Origin of the sequence: Paenibacillus sp. FSL R7-0210, from assembly GCF_038009085.1 — a bacterium.
In the GTDB taxonomy this organism is placed as follows: domain Bacteria; phylum Bacillota; class Bacilli; order Paenibacillales; family Paenibacillaceae; genus Paenibacillus_AQ; species Paenibacillus_AQ silagei.
This window is the reverse complement of the sequence record NZ_JBBPAR010000001.1, coordinates 1720809-1739843: the sequence shown is the minus strand read 5'-3', so window position 1 is coordinate 1739843 and position 19035 is coordinate 1720809. Positions and strand designations below refer to the sequence as shown.

General features: G+C 51.9%; 12 protein-coding genes. 4 read left to right on the top strand and 8 right to left on the bottom strand.

What is annotated here, in order from left to right; all coding sequences use genetic code 11:
• Position 1: 1 nt before the first annotated feature.
• The 7 genes from MKY64_RS07445 to MKY64_RS07415 all read right to left on the bottom strand — a co-directional run bounded on the left by MKY64_RS07445 (position 2) and on the right by MKY64_RS07415 (position 16241).
• A complete protein-coding gene (locus MKY64_RS07445; RefSeq protein ID WP_340951936.1) occupies positions 2-2362 on the bottom strand; it encodes an ATP-binding protein in 2361 nt (786 codons plus the stop codon).
• 329 nt (positions 2363-2691) lie between these two features.
• On the bottom strand, positions 2692-2988 hold the full coding sequence (locus MKY64_RS07440) for a hypothetical protein (protein ID WP_076086847.1): 297 nt from the start codon (positions 2986-2988) through the stop codon (positions 2692-2694).
• Positions 2989-3068: 80 nt separating this feature from the next.
• Complete coding sequence (locus MKY64_RS07435; protein ID WP_340951933.1) at positions 3069-7127, bottom strand: HNH endonuclease; 4059 nt, start codon at positions 7125-7127, stop codon at positions 3069-3071.
• Between the two features lie 159 nt (positions 7128-7286).
• A complete protein-coding gene (locus MKY64_RS07430) occupies positions 7287-8084 on the bottom strand; it encodes a DUF1906 domain-containing protein (protein ID WP_340951930.1) in 798 nt (265 codons plus the stop codon).
• A gap of 25 nt (positions 8085-8109) precedes the next feature.
• Positions 8110-8376, bottom strand: a complete 267-nt coding sequence (locus tag MKY64_RS07425; protein ID WP_036700963.1) for a hypothetical protein — start codon at positions 8374-8376, stop codon at positions 8110-8112.
• Between the two features lie 109 nt (positions 8377-8485).
• On the bottom strand, positions 8486-15745 hold the full coding sequence (locus MKY64_RS07420) for an HYR domain-containing protein (RefSeq protein ID WP_340951927.1): 7260 nt from the start codon (positions 15743-15745) through the stop codon (positions 8486-8488).
• Between the two features lie 91 nt (positions 15746-15836).
• Positions 15837-16241: a hypothetical protein gene (locus MKY64_RS07415; protein WP_340951925.1), complete on the bottom strand. Its 405-nt coding sequence runs from the start codon at positions 16239-16241 to the stop codon at positions 15837-15839.
• Positions 16242-16499: 258 nt separating this feature from the next.
• On the opposite strand from MKY64_RS07415, the gene MKY64_RS07410 reads away from it, so the two are divergent.
• The 4 genes from MKY64_RS07410 (at position 16500) to cysC (ending at position 18528) form a co-directional block, all read left to right on the top strand.
• Positions 16500-16859 carry a sigma-70 family RNA polymerase sigma factor gene (locus MKY64_RS07410; RefSeq protein ID WP_340951923.1) on the top strand — a complete coding sequence of 120 codons (360 nt, stop codon included), beginning with the start codon at positions 16500-16502 and terminating at the stop codon, positions 16857-16859.
• Positions 16860-16888: 29 nt separating this feature from the next.
• A complete protein-coding gene (locus MKY64_RS07405; protein ID WP_235192101.1) occupies positions 16889-17017 on the top strand; it encodes a hypothetical protein in 129 nt (42 codons plus the stop codon).
• 184 nt (positions 17018-17201) lie between these two features.
• Positions 17202-17966: a sulfotransferase domain-containing protein gene (locus MKY64_RS07400; RefSeq protein WP_340951918.1), complete on the top strand. Its 765-nt coding sequence runs from the start codon at positions 17202-17204 to the stop codon at positions 17964-17966.
• Positions 17967-18000: 34 nt separating this feature from the next.
• Positions 18001-18528, top strand: a complete 528-nt coding sequence (gene cysC / locus MKY64_RS07395) for an adenylyl-sulfate kinase (RefSeq protein WP_340951915.1) — start codon at positions 18001-18003, stop codon at positions 18526-18528.
• A gap of 71 nt (positions 18529-18599) precedes the next feature.
• On the opposite strand, the gene MKY64_RS07390 is transcribed toward cysC, so the two are convergent.
• Positions 18600-18959, bottom strand: coding sequence for a hypothetical protein (locus MKY64_RS07390; protein ID WP_155991701.1), 360 nt, complete (start codon positions 18957-18959; stop codon positions 18600-18602).
• Between the last annotated feature and the right edge of the window lie 76 nt (positions 18960-19035).

Here is a 19035-nt window from a genome sequence, read left to right as displayed (position 1 = left end):
CTTATTTCACCTCGATCAGTGTGTGATAGGGCGCATAATCCGATTGCAAAAAGGTTCTGCCCAGCTTCAGATACTCCCGCTTGGCAGCCAGCATGATCTGCCTCATCCCGATCGAACAGCCCTCATGGGCCGCATAAAAGGCCGCATTCAAGGCAATGTTCTTGATGTTGCCTCCGGCCAGAATGAACTTCTCCGCCATGAAATCGTAATCCAAGCCGGCATCAAGCGGCGCTCCCGCCGGGAACATTCCCCGCCAGATCCGGCCGCGCTGCTGCTGCTCCGGGAACGGGAATTCCAGCTTGAAATGCAGCCTGCGGGCAAAAGCATCGTCCAGATTCTGATTCAGGTTGGTCGCCAGAATCACAATTCCCGTGTACTCCTCCATCTTCTGCAGCAGGTAGCTGATCTCCACATTCGCGTACCGGTCATGCGCATCCTTGACCTCAGAACGCTTGCCGAACAAGGCATCCGCTTCGTCGAAGAAGAGAATGGCGTTCGAGGTCTCCGCTTCATCAAAAATCCGCGACAGATTCTTCTCGGTCTCCCCGATATACTTGCTCACAATCTGCGAGACATCGATCTTGTAGATTTCCAGACTCAGCTCAGTCGCAATCACCTCAGCGGCCATTGTCTTCCCGGAACCCGGCGGCCCCGAGAACAGGATGTTCAGCCCTCTTCCGAGCGACAGCCGTCCCGCAAAGCCCCACTCCCCATAGACAAGAGCGCGGTATTTCACCTGGCGGCAGATTTCCTTCAGCTGATTCAACTGCTCTTCGGGAAGCACCAGCATGTCCCAGGTATACATGGCCTGGACCTTCGAGGCCAGTGCCTGAATTCTGCGGCTGGACTGGAAGTAACAGGCTTGATAGAGATCCTTCGTGCTAATCCCCTTCTCCCTGGAGCCATTCCAGACGGCGATGTTCTCACTCCCGTTCAGCGCGGCCCGGATCTGGCTTGAAGTGAAGCGGAAGCTGCCGCTGACTTCATCCAGTTCCATCTGCGGAGACAGCTTATACTTCTGGCCGAAGGCTGTCCACGCCGCCTTGCGGGCCGCTGCATCCGGAAAGGGCAAGTTGATCTGCATGAAGTTCAGCGGAATTCCGGTGAAGCTGATTCCCCACTGCGCTTCTCCAAGGATGAACGTCAGCGGTGCACAGTCTGCCAGCATCTCCATGAGGAGCCGGATCTGCAGGCTGTAGCGGTCATCCTCTGTCACCAGGCTGTCGAAGCCGGTGAAGCAGAGGGCCGTCTTCATCAGCAGCGCATGCCGTCCAAGCAATCTCAGCATTTCGCTGAAATCAGCCTCAGGGCGCAGCAGCTTCTCCAGATCGGCAACCAGCACAGAGAGTCCCAGGGTGCCGCAGACCTCGCAGATACCTCCGAGCTTCACGGCCTCGTCCGGCCCGCTGACGTATAGCAGGCTGCTGGAGCTGCCAGCACCGCTGCTGCTGTAATGCCTCACGAACCGCAACAGCTTCTGCTCCAGCTCAGCCGGGAAACGGGACTGCTGCGGAAGGGGCACAGTGCTAAGCTTCGCCGCCTTCGTCAGACGTTCATCCAGCACCTCATAGCCGAGCAGCAGATTCACCGCCCAATCCTCCAGCTTCAGCGGCCGGGCGATTAACGGAATGCGGCTGTCACCGTACTCCCCTCTTCGCTCCAGCAGCAGCTTCATCAGCGGCGCATTCGCATCGAACAGCAGACGGGCCGCCTGCCGCTCATCCTCTGCCCCGGCGAATACTTCCAGGACCAAAGCAACCAAAGGGCGCTTGTCCGACATATCATTCTGCAGGTAGGCATAGATTCGCCCATACTTGCTGTCCAGCTCAGGCGCCAGACAAGCGACCAGAATGCTTACCTCCAACCCCGACAGGTTAAGTGCTGAAGCCACCTCCGGGAGCATGAGCCTGGGTGCGGGACTGGATGCCTGCCCTGCGGACGGGTAGAAGCTTGCCTTCAATCTGGCAGCAATCTGCCGTTCCAAATGAGCAATTTCCGCTGTTAATAGATTGATGTAACGCTCATCTTCTGGCTGGACATCCAGCAGACTGCGGATCTCCTCGTCCACCAGCTCCAGCTCTGCGTGCGGCTTCGGTCCCGCAAGGTACCTGAGCTTAAGCCGGAGCTCCAGCAGTTGCAGCTCTTCTGCGAGATGTTCTTGGTTGGAGCTGTAGGGCGGAGCGGGTTCGCTGCTCTCCTGTCGGGAAACTGGTGCTCTGGATATTTCTTCAGAAGCTGCTGCTTCATATGCGGAAGCAGCAGCAGCGCCTGCGCCAAGCTCGGCTGCTTCGACCCGTTCCACATCATCAGCAGCCTCCACTGTTTCCTTTCGATAGCCTCTAGCCAATTTTTTGAATTTCATCGGCAGTTCTGTCCTCACTCTATATTTTCTTGTTCATATATAAAGTAAGTTTTGGGAGGGGAATTACAACTGGGGGCGGAGGGGGGAATGATGATTTTTTTGTAAAAAGATTACTTAAAAATAAAAGAATTTAGCATATATTTCTATTACTTTCACTTTATCAGATTGGATTTTTTCGTTAATGTTAAAAAAAGAAATAAAATAAATATAATAAAAAAAGGTCAATAATGGTAGTTTCTGACCATAATTGACCTTTTTGATTTAACGGAATAGCATTATTGAGTTTATTAATAAACACTTAAAAACATTTCCATAAATAGATTATATTATTAAACTTCATCGTCCTCTTTTAGCAATATTGCATCCAATCGTTCTCTCTCCTGTGCAATTTGGCGTGATAGTTCAAAGCTATTCATGAACATTTCAAGTGGTAACTCTTCTACCCCGTCTTCAGTTTGTTTAAGAATCCTAAATTTTGATTGATGTGTTGATAATACCTGGACTAAATTTTTCATTAACTCCAGTTCCTCTTTGTTTCTACGATTTACAATCATTATCGGTATATGATTCATGCTGTTAAATTTAATTTCATGAAGGGATAAGTTCACATGTTTTTTGGTTGTCATTAACAATTTACCGCTTATATTTGAATCCAGTAATAAAGAATATGTGGACAAAATACCTCACCTCAAATATATATTTTATTCTAAAATTCCTCTGGGAATTGCGGATTCATTGGTTTACCAGGTAAACTCTTACGATATGAATTTCCATGCCAACGTTTTAAATGTTCTTTAAACGTTGCCGGATATATAATCTCTCCTTTGTCTGCTAGATGGGGATTCTTAGAAACTGAATAAGCATGATGTCCTGTAATAGTTTTCCCATTAAAAGTGGGTGCTTTATCATTTAAAATATCATTTATTTGTTCTTGCGACCATTCACGAGTTGTTTGCTCACCATTCCTAATTCTTGCTCTTTCCTGATCCCAGAATTTTTGCACCCCTTCATCCCTTCTTGAATCGAGTCTTTTATTCCATTGAAGTCTTTTCCACTCTTCTTTAGTTATTGTTCTATTATCAACCTTTTTATTGAATTTTTTCTTTGTCCTATATCCCAATTGCTTATAGGGGCTAGACTTCGGTGATAAATCAAGTCCTGCTTTCTTCGACCTTTGGTTAATAACATCACTCGGGTCCTCAAAGCTATCAAAATCAATCTTATCTTTATCCCCATCTGCATTCATAGAGATTTTTTTTAGCTCTGTATCTTCTAGCTTACTGAGTTTGCTATATTCTGCATCACTAAGCTTAATCGGCTTCTTACCATCGAGTTCCAGCTCTTTTAATCGCTTCTCAAGTTGCTTCTCATCGATCTCCTGCATAGTCCCGTCAATCAGCAACACCCAAGGATTAACCTCGCCGTACAGACGGATATGCTTACCCTTGCGCACCAGCTTAAACTTCTTGAACTTGAACTTTTGCAGAATCCGGTCCAGCAGGCCCCGGAGATTTTTGGCCCCCTTCATGAGCCCCTTTTGCAGGCTCTTGATCACGATTTTACCATTACGTATGATCATGCTGCCGCTCCTGGAGGCCAGCTTGGCTCCAGATTTCAGCAGGCTCTTGATGCCTTTGGCTCCTGCGCCTACAACGTTCTTCACCCCGCTGGCTGCCGCTCCGACGCCCTTCTTGACAGCTTGTCCGGCTTTCTTGAGGTTGGCTCCGACAGCTTTGAAGCCACCCGCCATCGCCAGCTCAACCAGTCCCATCGCCAGTGCAGTAGCGAGCGCAATCGCGGCAGGTTCGATCATCTTCTGCCAGCCCTGGCTCAGGTAAGTTCCGATGTAGCCTGCGGCTTGCGCTAAGGCTTGCGCAATAGAAACAATTGCCTGAGCCTGCATCACAACCGTGATAATATTAATGATCGGGGGAATCAGCACCGTAATAGCCCCGCCAGTGACGACAAAAGCAGCGCTAACAGCTATTAATGCTCCCGCTATACCCGCAAGCAGCTGTAATCCATGGGCCTTCATCCATTTTATTACAAATGATTTAATTTGGTCAAACAACATTTTCGCATTGCCTGCGCGCAGCTTCGCACCGTCTGCGATTTTGCCGCCAAGGCTCTGATTGGCTGCTCCGGTGTCGAATTCCGCCATAATGCTGTCCATTGTAGCCGGGTCGCGGCTGCCGGATATCTCCTTCGTTTCTCCATCCTTCAGGTTCGCCTCCTGCACCAGGGAAGGGTCCATTTCGCCCTGCTCCACCGATTCCATTTCAATATCTTCAGCGGTCAGCTTCTCATCCGCTGCCGGTCCTGCACCCTCTGTCTGCTCTGCAGCTCCGCCTTCTGCGGCTCCTGCCCCCATAGGCTTCGAGATATCTACTCCGAGCAGGTACTCCCACATCTTCCCTTCCAGATGGCTGAATGAACGCTTCGCCGCCTTCCCGAGCGCCCCTATACGGACGAGCACATCCAGGAAAGTCGCAATCAGCAGATTGCCGAGTGTTGAGATTAGCTTGGAATAGAAGTTCTGCACTGCTGCCAGCGCCTGATCCACTTTAGCGGCCAGGAAGTCCATGACCTGAGTGACCTTGGTCTTGAGCTTCTGGGCCAACTGGTTGACCGCTTTAATGGCCTTATTGACAACTCCGTCAATCTTGCTGCATATCTTGGCTGCAATGCCGGGGAACTTGGCAAATACAACGGACACCAGCTTTTTGAGCAGCACACCCAGTCCCTTGATCAGGGTTGTAATCAGCTTGCGGCCCAGTTCAATGATGCCCAGTACAGCCTGCTTCGCTTTGTCAAAAATAAACTTAACCGCTTTGCGGAGACCCTCAAAAATGAAGTTGACTGCTTTCTTAACGAGTTCGACCACAGCTTCCAGCTTGCCCTTCACCCAGCCGAGGAAGCCGCCCTTCTTCTCTTCTTTGGCCTTCTCCTGTTCATGCTTGCCGTCTGCTTCCTTCTTCGCTTTACTGTAGGCCTGCGTCGCTTCCCGCTCTGCTTCGGACTGCTTCTTCTGGGCTTCCCGCTCTTTGTCGGTGCGGACGCTGTTGATCTCCTGCTTCTTCTGCTGGGCGGCTGATCCGGCCTGCTTGGTATAGTCCGTCTCGGCAGCATCCAGCTCCTTTTTCCACTCGCCCTGCAATTGGGTGACTTCTGCTTTGGCTCCAGCCTGCTGGCTGATCTGCTTGTTCTTCGCCTCGGTCTCGGCCTGCCGGATTTGCGCCTGGCTGTCGGCTTTGGAGCCCAGCACTTTACTGTCGAATTTCGCTTGTTCCTTCTTATATTCCGCCTGCTTGGCGCCGAGCTGCTTCTTCATCTCCGGAGCCAAGCTGCGGTTCAGTCCTGCTGTCATTTCTGCAGGCAGTGCCAGTGCGGGCAGTTTTTTGGCCCCGGGTGCCTGCCCGCCTTTCAGCCCTGCAGCAGCCTTCACCACGGTGCCATCCGGCTCGGGATAGATCTCATTCTCCCCGAACGGCTGCTTGATCTGGCCCATCTCCGCCTGCTTGGCTGCGCTCACCTGCTGTGAGGCCTCCTGATGAAAACCCTCCATCTGGGAGGGATCTGCCTCCCCGGTCATACTGATTCCCGGCGGCTGGGCGGCTGCGGAGCGGATTTCGCTGAGCATCGCCTCTGGATTGCTCCCGGAACCGGATGCACTAATGTTCATTTTATCCAGCTTCCCTGTACTAACAGCCCCGCCAGTACGCTCGCTTTTGAAGCCTTCCTTCACCGTGTGCTTCAGCGCAGCCGGTTTCTTCCGGGCCTGCAGGACCTTCCCTTTCAAGCCGGTCGGCACTGGAACAGCAGGCAGCCCTTGCTTAGTCTTCTGCGTCTGCTTCGTGAAGGCACCAGAGGATACACTCACAGCCTGGGCATAGGCATCCCCCAGCTCTGTAGGCTGAACCTGTGTCAGCTGATCCAGAATCTGCCCAGGATCTTCACCGCTGATCTTCACTGCCTTGCCCTTCGCCGGCTTCTCCTTCCCATCTCCCGCCAAGGCACCTAGTGCTGCTCCGAGCGATGGCTCCTTCGCTGCTTTCTTCGGTGCATCAGCACCTTTGGAGGCGGCGGACTTCTTGGCTGGCTCCGGCGCATCCCCTCCCTGAGCTGCTGCGGGCTCCTCCGCCTTCCCGGCATGTACCGGTCCCGCAGACGGCTCTTCCCGGGCCTCTTCTGCAGCCGGAGCAGCGGAATCTGGTTCCGCCGCTACAGCGGCCTCCACTCTCCCCTTTGAAGGGGCGGGCGCTGCCGTCTTCTTGACAGTCCCTGGGCCGGAAGAACTGCCCCCACTAGCAGGCTTAGTTTGTGTGACAGACGCAGCAGCGCTTGCTGCCTGCCCCTCGGGCTCCTCCTTGCTCTGCATCTTGGCTTCAGCCGGAGGGCTTGCTTGCTCTGCTTCTGCTTGCACCGGTTCCGGTGAATCCGTATGCTCTTCCATCTGGGCTTCTGCGGCCGCGCTCTTACTTGGTCCAGCCGCCTGGGTTCCATGATCTGCCTGCTCTTTCTTCTTCCCATCCTCCTTCAGACTCGATAACAATTGAACCACGGCCCGGTTGCCGAGTGTGCGCTGGAGCGCCAGCTTGTCTTCACGGCTTAAGGAAGCCGGATTCTGGCGGACACGCCGGATAATCTCTACCGGGTCCGGTTGTTTCGCGGCTGCCGGATGAATGAATACCTGAGGATTGCTGTATGGTTTATGGCCGCCGGATGCTTTATCTTTCTCCTTACTTACGGTTGCTTGGGTCTGCAATGGAGTCCCCCCTCTGTAAAAAATCGATCCTATAGATAAAGTAAAATCCATAGCGCTTTTTACAGCCGGAGTTATAAATAAATCCATTTATTCTAATAATTATGTATAATCGCATGTCAAAAAGGCCGCCCTAAGGCAGCCTATAATCCTTCTTGCGGATTAACGGTTATTCGGGTCTGCCGCTTGGCCCGAGGCTTTGCGCAGCTCATTAGCCAGACGGTGAAATTCTTTTCCAGACTCTGCATTACCTGCAGCCATATAAGCCGCTTGAAGAAAAGCAATGATCTTGCCCGCATCCTCTTTCTTCATCATATAGTCTTTTCCCTCCCCGTTTACATTGCCTGGTGCAGGAACCGCAGCAGACTGTGTGCTCCACCAGCCCGCCTCTCCACTTGACTGATTGAGGTCCACATTCACCCCGTGAACCGGCTGACCCAATCCCTTGGGGCCGTTGTCGTATTGATAAATGTGGATACCCTCCGCTTTTCGGCCTTTACTCCAGGCATACGTCTGCCAAAAGCCGGTGCAGGCCTTAGCGGCCATTGCAGCTTCAATAACGGTCACGCTCCCGTAGACACCCGACTGGTAATTCCGGGCGGCTTCTCCTGCTGCCGTAATATACTCTATCACCGTATCCATCTGTTTCGCAGAAGCGTCGAAATCAACAGCAAAGTAGATCCGGCTCCCGGCAGGTTGTCCAACCGCAAGGGCCGTCTGTGCGGCAATCGCCCCGTCTGTCAGACCGGCGGCACGGCCTCCCAGCGCACGGCTGGCGGTCGTTTCATACACAGAGACAATTTGCAGCCCCGCAGCGCTGATGGCAACCGCCTCCGCCTGGGTTAACCTTTTCCAGCCGGAGGGCACGAGGTAACGGCATACGAATTCGTAACCATCCTCCTTGAATTTCTTTGCCAGTGTACGTGTTAGCGGTGCTGCGCAATCAAAGCCTTTGGCCATTCCCCCATCTCCTTCTTCCTGTCTGCTACCCGATTAATATTTTCATCAAAAGTCCCGCTGCGGCAATACACATCCCCACGCTGCTAATGATCGTGCCCACCAGCCAGCGCTGATTCTCCCCTTGCCTGAGCTTCAATCTGGACAGCTCATCCCGCATCTCATCCATCCGTAAATGCGCCGATTTGCTGCTCTGCATGGCCTCAAGCGCAATATCCCTTGCACTGTTCATGATGTCAAGCTTGGTCTCTACCCGGGTCAACCGTTGAAGGATTTCATTCATGTCGTCTGGCATATCGTACCCCCGCTAATGGAGCTGGTTGATCTCCCGTTAATGAATAGCTCCAAGCTGCAGCCACTGATCCGGCAACAGCCTGGAAGCCGTGCAATGCTTACTTAGCCGCTTACGGTTCCATCCCTGCAATCAGATTGCCGGAGGAGTAGGCCGTAATTTTGCTGGTATCTGTAAAGCCCGTTGCCTGTCCATTGAAGGAATAATCATTGGTCTGATAATAATTTGAGAAATCCGATTTCCAGAATCTGCACTGAATTTCTACAGTTTCTCCCGGCTTCAGACTTCCGGCACCATTGGTGAAGCCGATTTCCAGATAATAATCACTGCCGGTTTTGCCTGCTGTCTTCTGGAAGCTTCCCGTAACATAGGACTGAATCACCCTGGTATTCGAGCCTGATACTCTGGCATAATCCGTATAGAAGCTCTGGAATCTCTCTCCATCGACGGTGTAGTAATATCTGAGCTTGATGCTGGAGAGCTGCAAGGTAGACTTACTGGTATTCTCAAAGGATATTCGCGGAAAAATCGTATTCGTCACGCTGCTTCTGCTCGCATTATACGATTGAACCTTGAACGTCTGAGTAACGGTTACATTCTGCACCGCCGTCGATACATTACCGTTAACATCCGTGGCCGTCCAGGTGAACACTGTTATTCCTAACGGGAAGCCGTCAGCCGGAGCATCATTCTTCAGCACAACTCCGAAGATGTCGCTCGCTGTCGCTTGGCCCAGGTTCACAAGCGTCTTGGTTCCGGTTGCCGGAGCAGCAACATCTGCCGGAGCTTTCAGCACAGGCTTCGTCGTATCCACCACCGTAATCTTCTGCACACCAGTGCTGACATTGCCGTTCGCATCTGTAGCCGTCCAAGTCACCTCAGTGGTTCCTAGCGCGTAGTTCTCAGGCGCGTTGCTGGTTATTGTTACCTTGAAAATGTCCGTCCCTGTTGCTACGCCGATCTCCACCGGAGTTTTCAGGGCTGATGCTTCTACCGTCTTGTCAGCCGGAAGCTTCAACATCGGCTTCGTGGTATCCACCACCGTGATTTTCTGCACGCCTGTGCTGACATTGCCGTTCGCATCTGTAGCCGTCCAAGTGACTTCGGTTGTTCCCAGTTCATAGCTCTCTGGCGCATTACTGGTTATTGTGACTTTGAAAATGTCCGTCCCTGTTGCTACGCCGATCTCCACCGGAGTTTTCAGCGCCGTTGCTTCCACCGTCTTGTCAGCCGGAAGCTTCAGCACAGGTTTCGTCGTATCCACCACCGTGATTTTCTGCACACCTGTGCTGACATTGCCGTTCGCATCTGTAGCCGTCCAAGTCACCTCAGTGGTTCCTAGCGCATAGCTCTCAGGCGCATTACTGGTTATTGTGACTTTGAAAATATCCGTCCCCGTTGCTACGCCGATCTCCACCGGAGTTTTCAGGGCTGATGCTTCTACCGTCTTGTCAGCCGGAAGCTTCAACACCGGCTTCGTCGTATCCACCACCGTAATCTTCTGCACACCAGTGCTGACATTGCCGTTCGCATCTGTAGCCGTCCAAGTCACCTCAGTGGTTCCTAGCGCATAGCTCTCAGGCGCATTACTGGTTATTGTGACTTTGAAAATATCCGTCCCCGTTGCTACGCCGATCTCCACCGGAGTTTTCAGGGCTGATGCTTCTACCGTCTTGTCAGCGGGAAGCTTCAGCACAGGCTTCGTGGTATCCACCACCGTAATCTTCTGCACGCCTGTGCTGACATTGCCGTTCGCATCTGTAGCCATCCAAGTCACCTCAGTGGTTCCTAGCGCATAGCTCTCAGGCGCATTACTGGTTATTGTGACTTTGAAAATATCTGTCCCTGTGGCCACGCCGATCTCTACCGGAGTTTTCAGCGCCGTTGCTTCCACCGTCTTGTCAGCCGGAAGCTTCAACACCGGCTTCGTGGTATCCACCACCGTAATCTTCTGCACGCCAGTGCTGACATTGCCGTTCGCATCCGTAGCGGTCCAAGTGACCTCAGTGGTTCCTAGCGCATAGCTCTCAGGCGCATTACTGGTTATTGTGACTTTGAAAATATCTGTCCCTGTTGCCACGCCGATCTCCACCGGCGTCTTTAGGGCTGATGCTTCTAGAGTAATATCAGCCGGAAGCTTAAGAGCAGGTTTGGCCGTATCGACAATCGTCACCTTCACGATGCCCACTGCGGAATTTCCGCTGCTATCTATAGCTGTCCATTTTACAATCGTAGTACCGATAGGGAAATTTGCAGTTAGGGTCTTCTCAGAAGTGATCGCGCCATGCTCTCCCGGAGCATCTGTGGTTAGAGTGACCGGGAAGAAATCCAGCGCCGCTGGCACTTCCAGTTCTACCGGGGTTTCCAGAGCCGTTGCTTCCTTGGTCAGCTGCAGCGGTCCTTCGAATTTCAGCAAAGGCTGTGTCGTATCCACTACGGTAATCCGCTGTACCCCGGTAACCTCGTTACCATTGATATCTTTGGCCTTCCAGGTAACTGTCGTTGTTCCCAGCGGATAAGCATCCCGAGCATCCGATGTTACCGTCACCTTGAAAATATCCGTGGCCGCTGCTTGACCGATCTGCACCGGAGTCTCTACAGCTGTTGCTTCTACCGTCAGATCTTCCGGTACAGTTAGTGTCGGCTTCGTCGTATCCACGACCTTAATCTTCTGCACCTTCGTAGTCACGTTGCCGTTCGCATCGGTTGCCGTCCAGACCACTTCTGTTACGCCCAGCGGGTACGCTTCCGGGGCATTATTCTTCACCGTCACCTTGAAAATATCCGAGGCCGCTGCCACGCCGATCTCCACCGGAGTCTCTACCGCTGTTGCTTCTACTGTCAGACCTTCCGGTACAGTAAGCGCCGGTTTCGTCGTGTCCACGACCTTGATCTTCTGCATCTTCGTTGTCACGTTGCCGTTCGCATCGGTTGCCGTCCAGATCACTTCTGTTACGCCCAGCGCATATGTTTCCGGGGCATTATTCTTCACAGTCACCTTGAAAATATCCGTGGCAGACGCTTGACCGATCTCCACTGGAGTCTCTACAGCTGTCGCTTCTACCGTCAGATCCTCTGGCACAGTTACTATTGGCTTCGTGGTGTCCACAACCTTAATCTTCTGCACCTTCGTAGTCACGTTGCCGTTCGCATCAGTTGCCGTCCAGATCACTTCTGTTACGCCCAGCGCATAAGCTTCCGGGGCATTATTCTTCACTGTTACCTTGAAAATATCTGTAGCCCTTGCCACTCCGATCTCCACTGGAGTCTCAACAGCTGTTGCCTCCACTGTCTGATCCTCCGGCACGGTAAGCGCCGGTTTCGTCGTGTCCATGACCTTGATCTTCTGCACCTTCGTTGTCACGTTGCCGTTCGCATCGGTTGCCGTCCAGACCACTTCTGTTACGCCCAGCGGATACGCTTCTGGGGCATTGTTCTTCACCGTCACCTTGAAGATATCCGTGGCAGACGCTTGACCGATCTCCACCGGAGTCTCTACCGCCGCCGCTTCTACCGTCAGATCTTCCGGTACAGTAAGCACAGGCTTCGTGGTGTCCAAGATAGTAACCTTTTGCTTACGCGTGGATACGTTGCCGTTCACATCCTTCGCTGTCCAGGTGACTTCAGTCACGCCAAGCGGATAGGAAGCCGGAGCATTGCTGCTCACTGCGGCAATCCCGAAGATATCGGTGACCGCAGGCACCGGCAGCTTAATCTGCATCGTCTGTCCGGTGGCTTCTGCAATGTAGTCCGGAATTTCAGCGATGGCTGGTGCTGTGGTATCTGTTACTGTAATCGTCTGCGTTCCGGTACTGAAATTGCCGTTCGCATCAGTCGCCTTCCAGGTGACAATGGTCTTGCCGAGCGGGTAGCTGGCCGGAGCATTGCTGACCACCGTGACCGGGAACAGATCCGTCGCCGTAGCCTTGCCGATTTGAACCGGAGTATTTACTGCGGTAGCCTCCACACTGATATCCTGCGGAACCGTCAGGATGGGCAGCGTGGTATCTACTACGGTCACCTTTTGCTTGCCGGTGGTTACCAGACCGTTGGCATCCTTAGCCGTCCAGATTACCTCAGTAATGCCTACTGCATAATTCTCGGGAGCATTGCTGATTACAGTGACCGGGAAAATATCCGTGGCTGTGGCCTCTCCAGTCATTACTGGAGTTCTAATCCCCGTAGCCTCAACCTTAACATCTGCCGGGATAGACAGCTTAGGCGCAGTCGTATCCACAACCGTTACCTTCTGCTTCGCGATAGCCACATTGCCGCTTGGATCACTGGCCATCCAGGTAACCAGTGTGGTACCGACCGGGAAATCAACCGGAGCATCGTTAATGATCCCGGTCTCGAACAGATCGAAGACCACCGGCTCGCCCAGAGCAACCTTGGATCTGACCGCCGTGGCCTCTACCGTAAGATCCTCCGGTGCTGTAATGACCGGTTTGGTCGTATCTACGATCTTGACCTCTTGAGTCCCCTTAGTTGCATTGCCATGCTCGTCCGTTATCGTCCATGTTACTTTGGTGGTGCCAAGCGGGAATTCCGCCGGAGCATCATTCTTGACTGTCACGGCAAAAATTTCTGTAACCACCGGCTGGCCGATGTCTACCTTTGTGCTTGCTCCCGTAGCTTCTGCCGTTATGCCCCCTGGCAGTGTGACCAGCGGCTTCGTCGTGTCTACGATCTTCACCGTCTGTGTTGTCTTGGTGGTGTTGCCGTTCTCATCTGTAGCCGTCCAGGTAACGACTGTTGTCCCGAAGATGAAGCGTTCCGGGGCGTTGTTGGTTACAGTAACACTGAAAATATCCTTGGCAGACGCTTCCCCCAGCTCCACTGGAGTCTTAATGCCGGTTGCCTCTGCGGTAATGTCTCCAGGCACTGTTAACTGTGGAGGCGTTGTATCTGTAACTGTAATCTTCTGCACTTTCTCGGTGACATTTCCATGCTCATCTGTGGCGGTCCAGGTAACCTTGGTCACGCCCACCGGATAATCCGCCGGGGCATCCTTAGTTAGAAGCACATCGAACAGATCGCTGGCTTCGGCTTGTCCAATATTCACCTTCGTCCGTCTAGCCGTAGCTTCTACGGTAATATCCTTCGGTATTGTCAGTACAGGCTTGGTGGTATCCGTAACATGTATCGTCTGATCTGCTGTAGAGATATTGCCATTCTCATCCTTGGCCGTCCAGCTCACCTTGGTTATGCCCACCGGGTAATCCTCAGGCGCATTATTCGTAATATACACCTTGAAAATATCTGTGGCGGCGGCCTTCCCCGGATCTACCACAGTTCTTCGGCCTACAGCTTCTTTTGTAATGTCGGCCGGAACCGTCAATAACGGCTTTGTTCTGTCTACAATGGTGACCTTCTGTGTTGCTGTAGTTACATTGCTGTTGGCATCGGTTGCCGTCCAGGTGACGGTAGTCGGACCAATGGGGAATTCCTTTGGCGCGTCATTCACCACAATGACCGGGAAAATATCCGTAGCCGACGCTCCGGTGACCACAAGCGGCGTTTTAACCGCTGTAGCTTCCACAACCATATCTCCCTGCACGGTTAATACCGGCTTTGTCGTGTCTTTTACAGTAATTCTCTGCACCTGTGAGGAGGTGAGTCCTACCGGGTCCACCGCTGTCCATTTCACGGTAGTTGTCCCGATCGGATAGTCTCCAGGGGCATCATTCGTCAGTAGAACATCCGGGACCGAGATATCCTGAACGGAGGCTTGTCCAATATCGGCAGGGGTACGTACCGCCTTCGCTTCCATTGTAATATTCGCCGGAACAGTAATGACCGGGACCGTCTTGTCAATCTTCACTTCTGTCTTCTGTACAGCCGTCAGATTGCCCGCATGGTCTTCGGCCCAGAATTCCAGAGGGATGATTCCCTCCACCGGGACGTCAAAAGCAGCCGTGCTGCCTGCCACAATCTGTTCTTCGCCGTCCGCTCCGAGTCTATAATGAATCTCCTTCACTCCGGAGTGGGCATCTGATGCGGTAAGAGAGACCGTAACATCCGTGCTGTTCCAGCCCTTCTCATTCGCTTCCGGACTTAGAATACTGGCGATCAGCGGACCACTCTTGTCAATTTGCACTACTACCGTGCGGGGAGCTTCAGCATTCCCGGTTCTGTCCACTGCCCAGTAGCTGACGGTAGTCGCTCCTTCCTGTTCCAGCTCCAGCGCCGCGCTTGGGCCGGCAGTTCTCACGGTATCGCTCCCGCCTAGCTTGTAATAGATCGCTTCCACACCGGAATATGGATCTTCAGCGGTAAAATGCAGCGCAACCTTCCCCCGGCTCCAGCTGCCGGATTCGGCACCTGTTACAGCTACTTCTGTAACCGGAGCGCTTTTATCAATATGGATGGGACCGAAGGTTGCGATGGAATAATGATTCTTATCCTCATCACTGGTAGCCGCACTGTCAACAGCCTTGCCCGTTGCCGTCTGGCCTGCTCCTTCAGCGGTGAATTTCTGATCCGGGGTCAGGGATTTGATCGCTGACAACGTATCCTCTGCCGTATAATGTACCGTCACGGAATGACTGGTCCAGGTCCCGGCAATGTAAGGAGCACCGTTATCCGTTACCGCCGTTGCCTTGATGGAAGGCGGCGTCGTATCGATCAGGTTAGAGCCTACGGCACCGACCTCTACCTTGAAGGTAACCGGCTGAAGACCGGGAACGGTAGCTTTTACCTCCATGGTCTTAATGACCCCGGTTCCCTTCGAATAGACCTGATAGCCTTCTCCTATATATCCTGTGTAGTTGTTAGCCGCAGATGCATATCCGTTCGCATCCGACACAACTGTAATTCCAGTACTATTAAGCCCGCGCATGACCGCAGTAATTGTACTGTCCTCCGAGACGGTGAACGTGACGGGAATACCCGGCAGCGGATTACCCGCCGGATCCTTGACAGCCACCACCTGCGGAAGCATGAAGCCGCGCCCCCCTGGAATCACCCCCGAGGCCTGCGACAACCGGATCTGCTGTAGCAGCGGCGACACCGGGCTCATCGACCCCTCGACATTACTTACAGCCATCAGGTTCATCTGATAGACTCCGTGGTTCAGAATTACTCCCAGGGTAGGGTCTATCTCATACACCGATTGATAGACGGAGCCATAGACCGAATTCTTAACCGTTGCCGCCTGATGAAGCTGTGGTATTGGCGGCTCATCCTCGTACACTGCCGCGGTGACAGTGTCCGCCTCAGGGCCCGGAAGAATGTTGTGGACTATTTTCCCCGACCCGAATACAGCGCCTGGCGCCAGCATCAGAATTAGAAGCGAGAGACACAGCCATCTGCTGATTATGCCTAACCGTCCTTGCTGCACAAGCTTGCATTTCCTTTTTGAATGTTTCATCATACATCCCCTAACTTTTTAGTAATGAGCATAGTGATCATGGTGAAGCCTGGACCTCCTTTACTAATCAAAGGGAAACCCGGATGGGTTTTTACAACTGTTTATTCCGGTTCACACAAACTTCGATTTTCGTCTCGAGCCATGCTTCGAGGTCGCCGATCACAAGACTCAGCTCCTTCCGTGCGGTTTCTCCCAGGATCGCTATCGCCTTCTCTTTAGCCAGCAGAAAAGATTTCCTCATCGCCTCCGTGTCGAAACTGCCTTGTTGCTTGAGCGTCTCCACGAACGTCTGATTGACGGCAATTACAGCGGATTCAACAGCATCCCCCGCCCGCTGAAGCAGGCTGTTCACTGCCTCATTCTCGATTCTCTGCTCAAGCCCGGCAATTTCCCGCCTGATATAAGCAATTAGAGACCTCGCCAGCAGCCCGAGCAGCGGAATAATCAGTACGGTCATCAGGGTGCTCATCATCTCAGGTGTTACATAGTCACTCATCGTCATCGCCTCCTAAATGGGAATTTCGACAATCTATTGTCTTGTATTCTCGTAATACTAGGTAATCCAGAAATAATTATTACAACTTTCGCAAGAAAAATAGTATTCTTGTAAATTTTTGTTTTTGTCAGTTGTGGAATCTATGGAATATTTTACTTGTTATATGAGAGGATCAGCGATTGATTAGGTCAGGCCTGGGGGAACGGGCTCCGCTGAACCCTGGAATGAAGGTACTACTGAACATGGGGAGGAAAATTCATGGTTACCTGTGATGACGAATTAGTTGAAACCTGCAGGAAATTATTAAAACGCTCAGCATGGAGAATCCAGTACAAGACTCGCATTCAGCTTATACGGGAAAGTAATCCGCTCTACGATAATGAATGCTACGACAACAGCTTTGAAAGTATGGTCGTTTCTGAGCTGTTCGTCGATGAGCTTCTGGATATGCTACCATGGGCAAAATGCAGGTATATTATCAAAAAAACAGTCATAGAAGGAATGGCCGAACAAGAAGTAGCAGCCGAGCTGCAAATGACTCAACAGGGGGTTAGCAAATGGAAACGCAAGGGACTGGAAGTCCTGAAGGAAAATCTTATCCATTCATCGAGACCGTAAAAAAAGCACAAAGCGGAGATAAAGCGTCCATGGAGGATATCCTAAGCCTGTTCTCGGTGGACATCGAATATTTATCCCGGTTCATTATGCTGCCGCGGGAAGAAGCCATTCAGACCTTAAAGATTGAACTCATAAATATTGTTTATCAGGATTTGTAAATTCAGCAGGAGCACCCCTTGAACATACATATTTTTCAGCAATAGCTAAATCAAGTGATTATTCAATGCAGATAGATTCCCTTACTTTTTATGTACAATGTCTAGTCAGCAATAGTCAGAGCTTCATATTATAAATAGAGAAGTATGACTAGCAGCTATTCAAGAGAAAGGAACACTGGAGAGTATGAATACATTCGATCCTTCGAGTGAATATCCTATAGTATTTTTGAACTCGGTCCCCAAGAGCGGTACTCATCTGATGAAGCAGATCTTAGAAGGCATTCCGGGGATGACGCAGAACCCTTATGAATTCTATGAAGGCTATCCGGAAGACTCCGGCCTCCACTATCAGCGGCTGCAGCTCGTCCGTAGCGGACATTTCACAGCAGGGCATGTGTACTATTCACCCCGGTGGTCTGGCATGCTTCGGGAGCTGAAGATCAAGCCGTTATTTCTTAACCGTGACTTAAGAGATATCGTCATCTCGTATACGTATTTCATAACAGACAAATACCCTAATCATCCGCTGCGCCCCTATCTGCTCTCTCTACCGGACCGCAATCAGCAATTTCTGGCTTTAATCCAGGGAATACCAGAGCTCCATTACCCGAGTATAGCCGCGTGGTATGGACAATTCGCCGGATGGAGCGGGGAAGCAGACTGTTTGCAGATCGCTTTTGAACACTTGGTAGACAGCCACAGCTCACGCCGCCGGACCATGGAGCAGCTGATTCGTTATCTCTGGGCTGACAAGCCGCTGCCATTACCGATGCACACAATCCTTGACGCCATGGAGCAGAACATTAATCCTAAGGCCTCCTATACCTTCCGCACCGGCACAACCGGGAACTGGCGGACCGAGTTCAATGAAGAGGTGAAGACTTGCTTCAAAGAGGTGGCGGGCCACCTGCTCTTCCCGGCAGGCTATGAGACAGATTACAACTGGTAACCTAATTGTTTGAAATGGAAGGTGGTGCTGCACATTGCATACGGGGGTAACACTGTGGTTCACCGGCCTGTCCGGCTCTGGAAAAACCACGCTCTGCCGCTGCCTGAATCAGAGATTGCAGCATATGAACGTGAGGACCGAACTGCTCGACGGTGATGTCTTGAGGAATCAACTGTTCCAGGGGTTAGGCTTCTCCAAAGAAGACCGGTCTCTGAATGTAAGAACCGCAGCTTATCTGGCGCAGTTCCTGACCCGGAATGATATCGTCGTCCTGGCTTCCTTCATCTCCCCATACCGGGACATGAGGGCGCAAATCCGGCAGAGCATCCAACCTTTCGTAGAAATCTACGTCAAATGCTCCTTCGAGGAATGTGCAAGAAGGGATGTCAAAGGCTTATACCGCAAAGCGCTTTCCGGAGAGATTCCGCATTTTACCGGCCTGACTGCCCCCTATGAGGAACCTCTCCAGCCCGAGCTTATTGTGGATAATGAGCTTCATAGCGAGGATCAATCCACGGAGCTCATTCTTGCCTACTTGATAGAGCATGGTTATATCTATTAATTCCATTGGTTGTTACATGAAGAACCCCCTATCCTTGGTTAAGGACAGAGGGTTCTTCATGTACAGCTGGCTTACACCTTGAACAGAATCACAATCTCAGTAAGCAGAATCAGTCCAGCCGCTGACACGCCTAGCGAATTAATAATGGTCAGCGCATCCGGGTAGTTCTCCTTACGGAACTGGGAGCAGAGTGACACCGTCCATAACACGCTGAAAAAAAGTCCGGTGCTTCCGCAGCCCCTCTCGTTCAGAAGCCGCCTTCTGCGCCGAAAGAATCTGCCGAGCCCGGCAAAGGTAAGCACCATATAAAGGATAAGCTCAGCGGATGAAATCACAATCACCTCACCTGCAGATAAGAGATGCATCAATGCATACTGAAGGCTAAAACCGATAAAGACAAGCATGTTAAAGGAAATCTTATGGGTACTCAAGCCGTCTTCCTCCCTTTGCGTATAAATGAACACGATCATTAGATAACGCTTACATTATAATTGTAATCGTTTTCCT

What these genes read in the sequence shown, in the direction of transcription:
- MKY64_RS07445 (WP_340951936.1), bottom strand. Translation starts at nt 2,362, where the DNA reads ATGAAATTCAAAAAATTGGCTAGAGGCTATCGAAAGGAAACAGTGGAG.
- MKY64_RS07440 (WP_076086847.1), bottom strand. Translation starts at nt 2,988, where the DNA reads ATGACAACCAAAAAACATGTGAACTTATCCCTTCATGAAATTAAATTT.
- MKY64_RS07430 (WP_340951930.1), bottom strand. Translation starts at nt 8,084, where the DNA reads ATGGCCAAAGGCTTTGATTGCGCAGCACCGCTAACACGTACACTGGCA.
- MKY64_RS07425 (WP_036700963.1), bottom strand. Translation starts at nt 8,376, where the DNA reads ATGCCAGACGACATGAATGAAATCCTTCAACGGTTGACCCGGGTAGAG.
- MKY64_RS07420 (WP_340951927.1), bottom strand. Translation starts at nt 15,745, where the DNA reads ATGAAACATTCAAAAAGGAAATGCAAGCTTGTGCAGCAAGGACGGTTA.
- MKY64_RS07415 (WP_340951925.1), bottom strand. Translation starts at nt 16,241, where the DNA reads ATGAGTGACTATGTAACACCTGAGATGATGAGCACCCTGATGACCGTA.
- MKY64_RS07410 (WP_340951923.1), top strand. Translation starts at nt 16,500, where the DNA reads ATGGTTACCTGTGATGACGAATTAGTTGAAACCTGCAGGAAATTATTA.
- MKY64_RS07405 (WP_235192101.1), top strand. Translation starts at nt 16,889, where the DNA reads ATGGAGGATATCCTAAGCCTGTTCTCGGTGGACATCGAATATTTATCC.
- MKY64_RS07400 (WP_340951918.1), top strand. Translation starts at nt 17,202, where the DNA reads ATGAATACATTCGATCCTTCGAGTGAATATCCTATAGTATTTTTGAAC.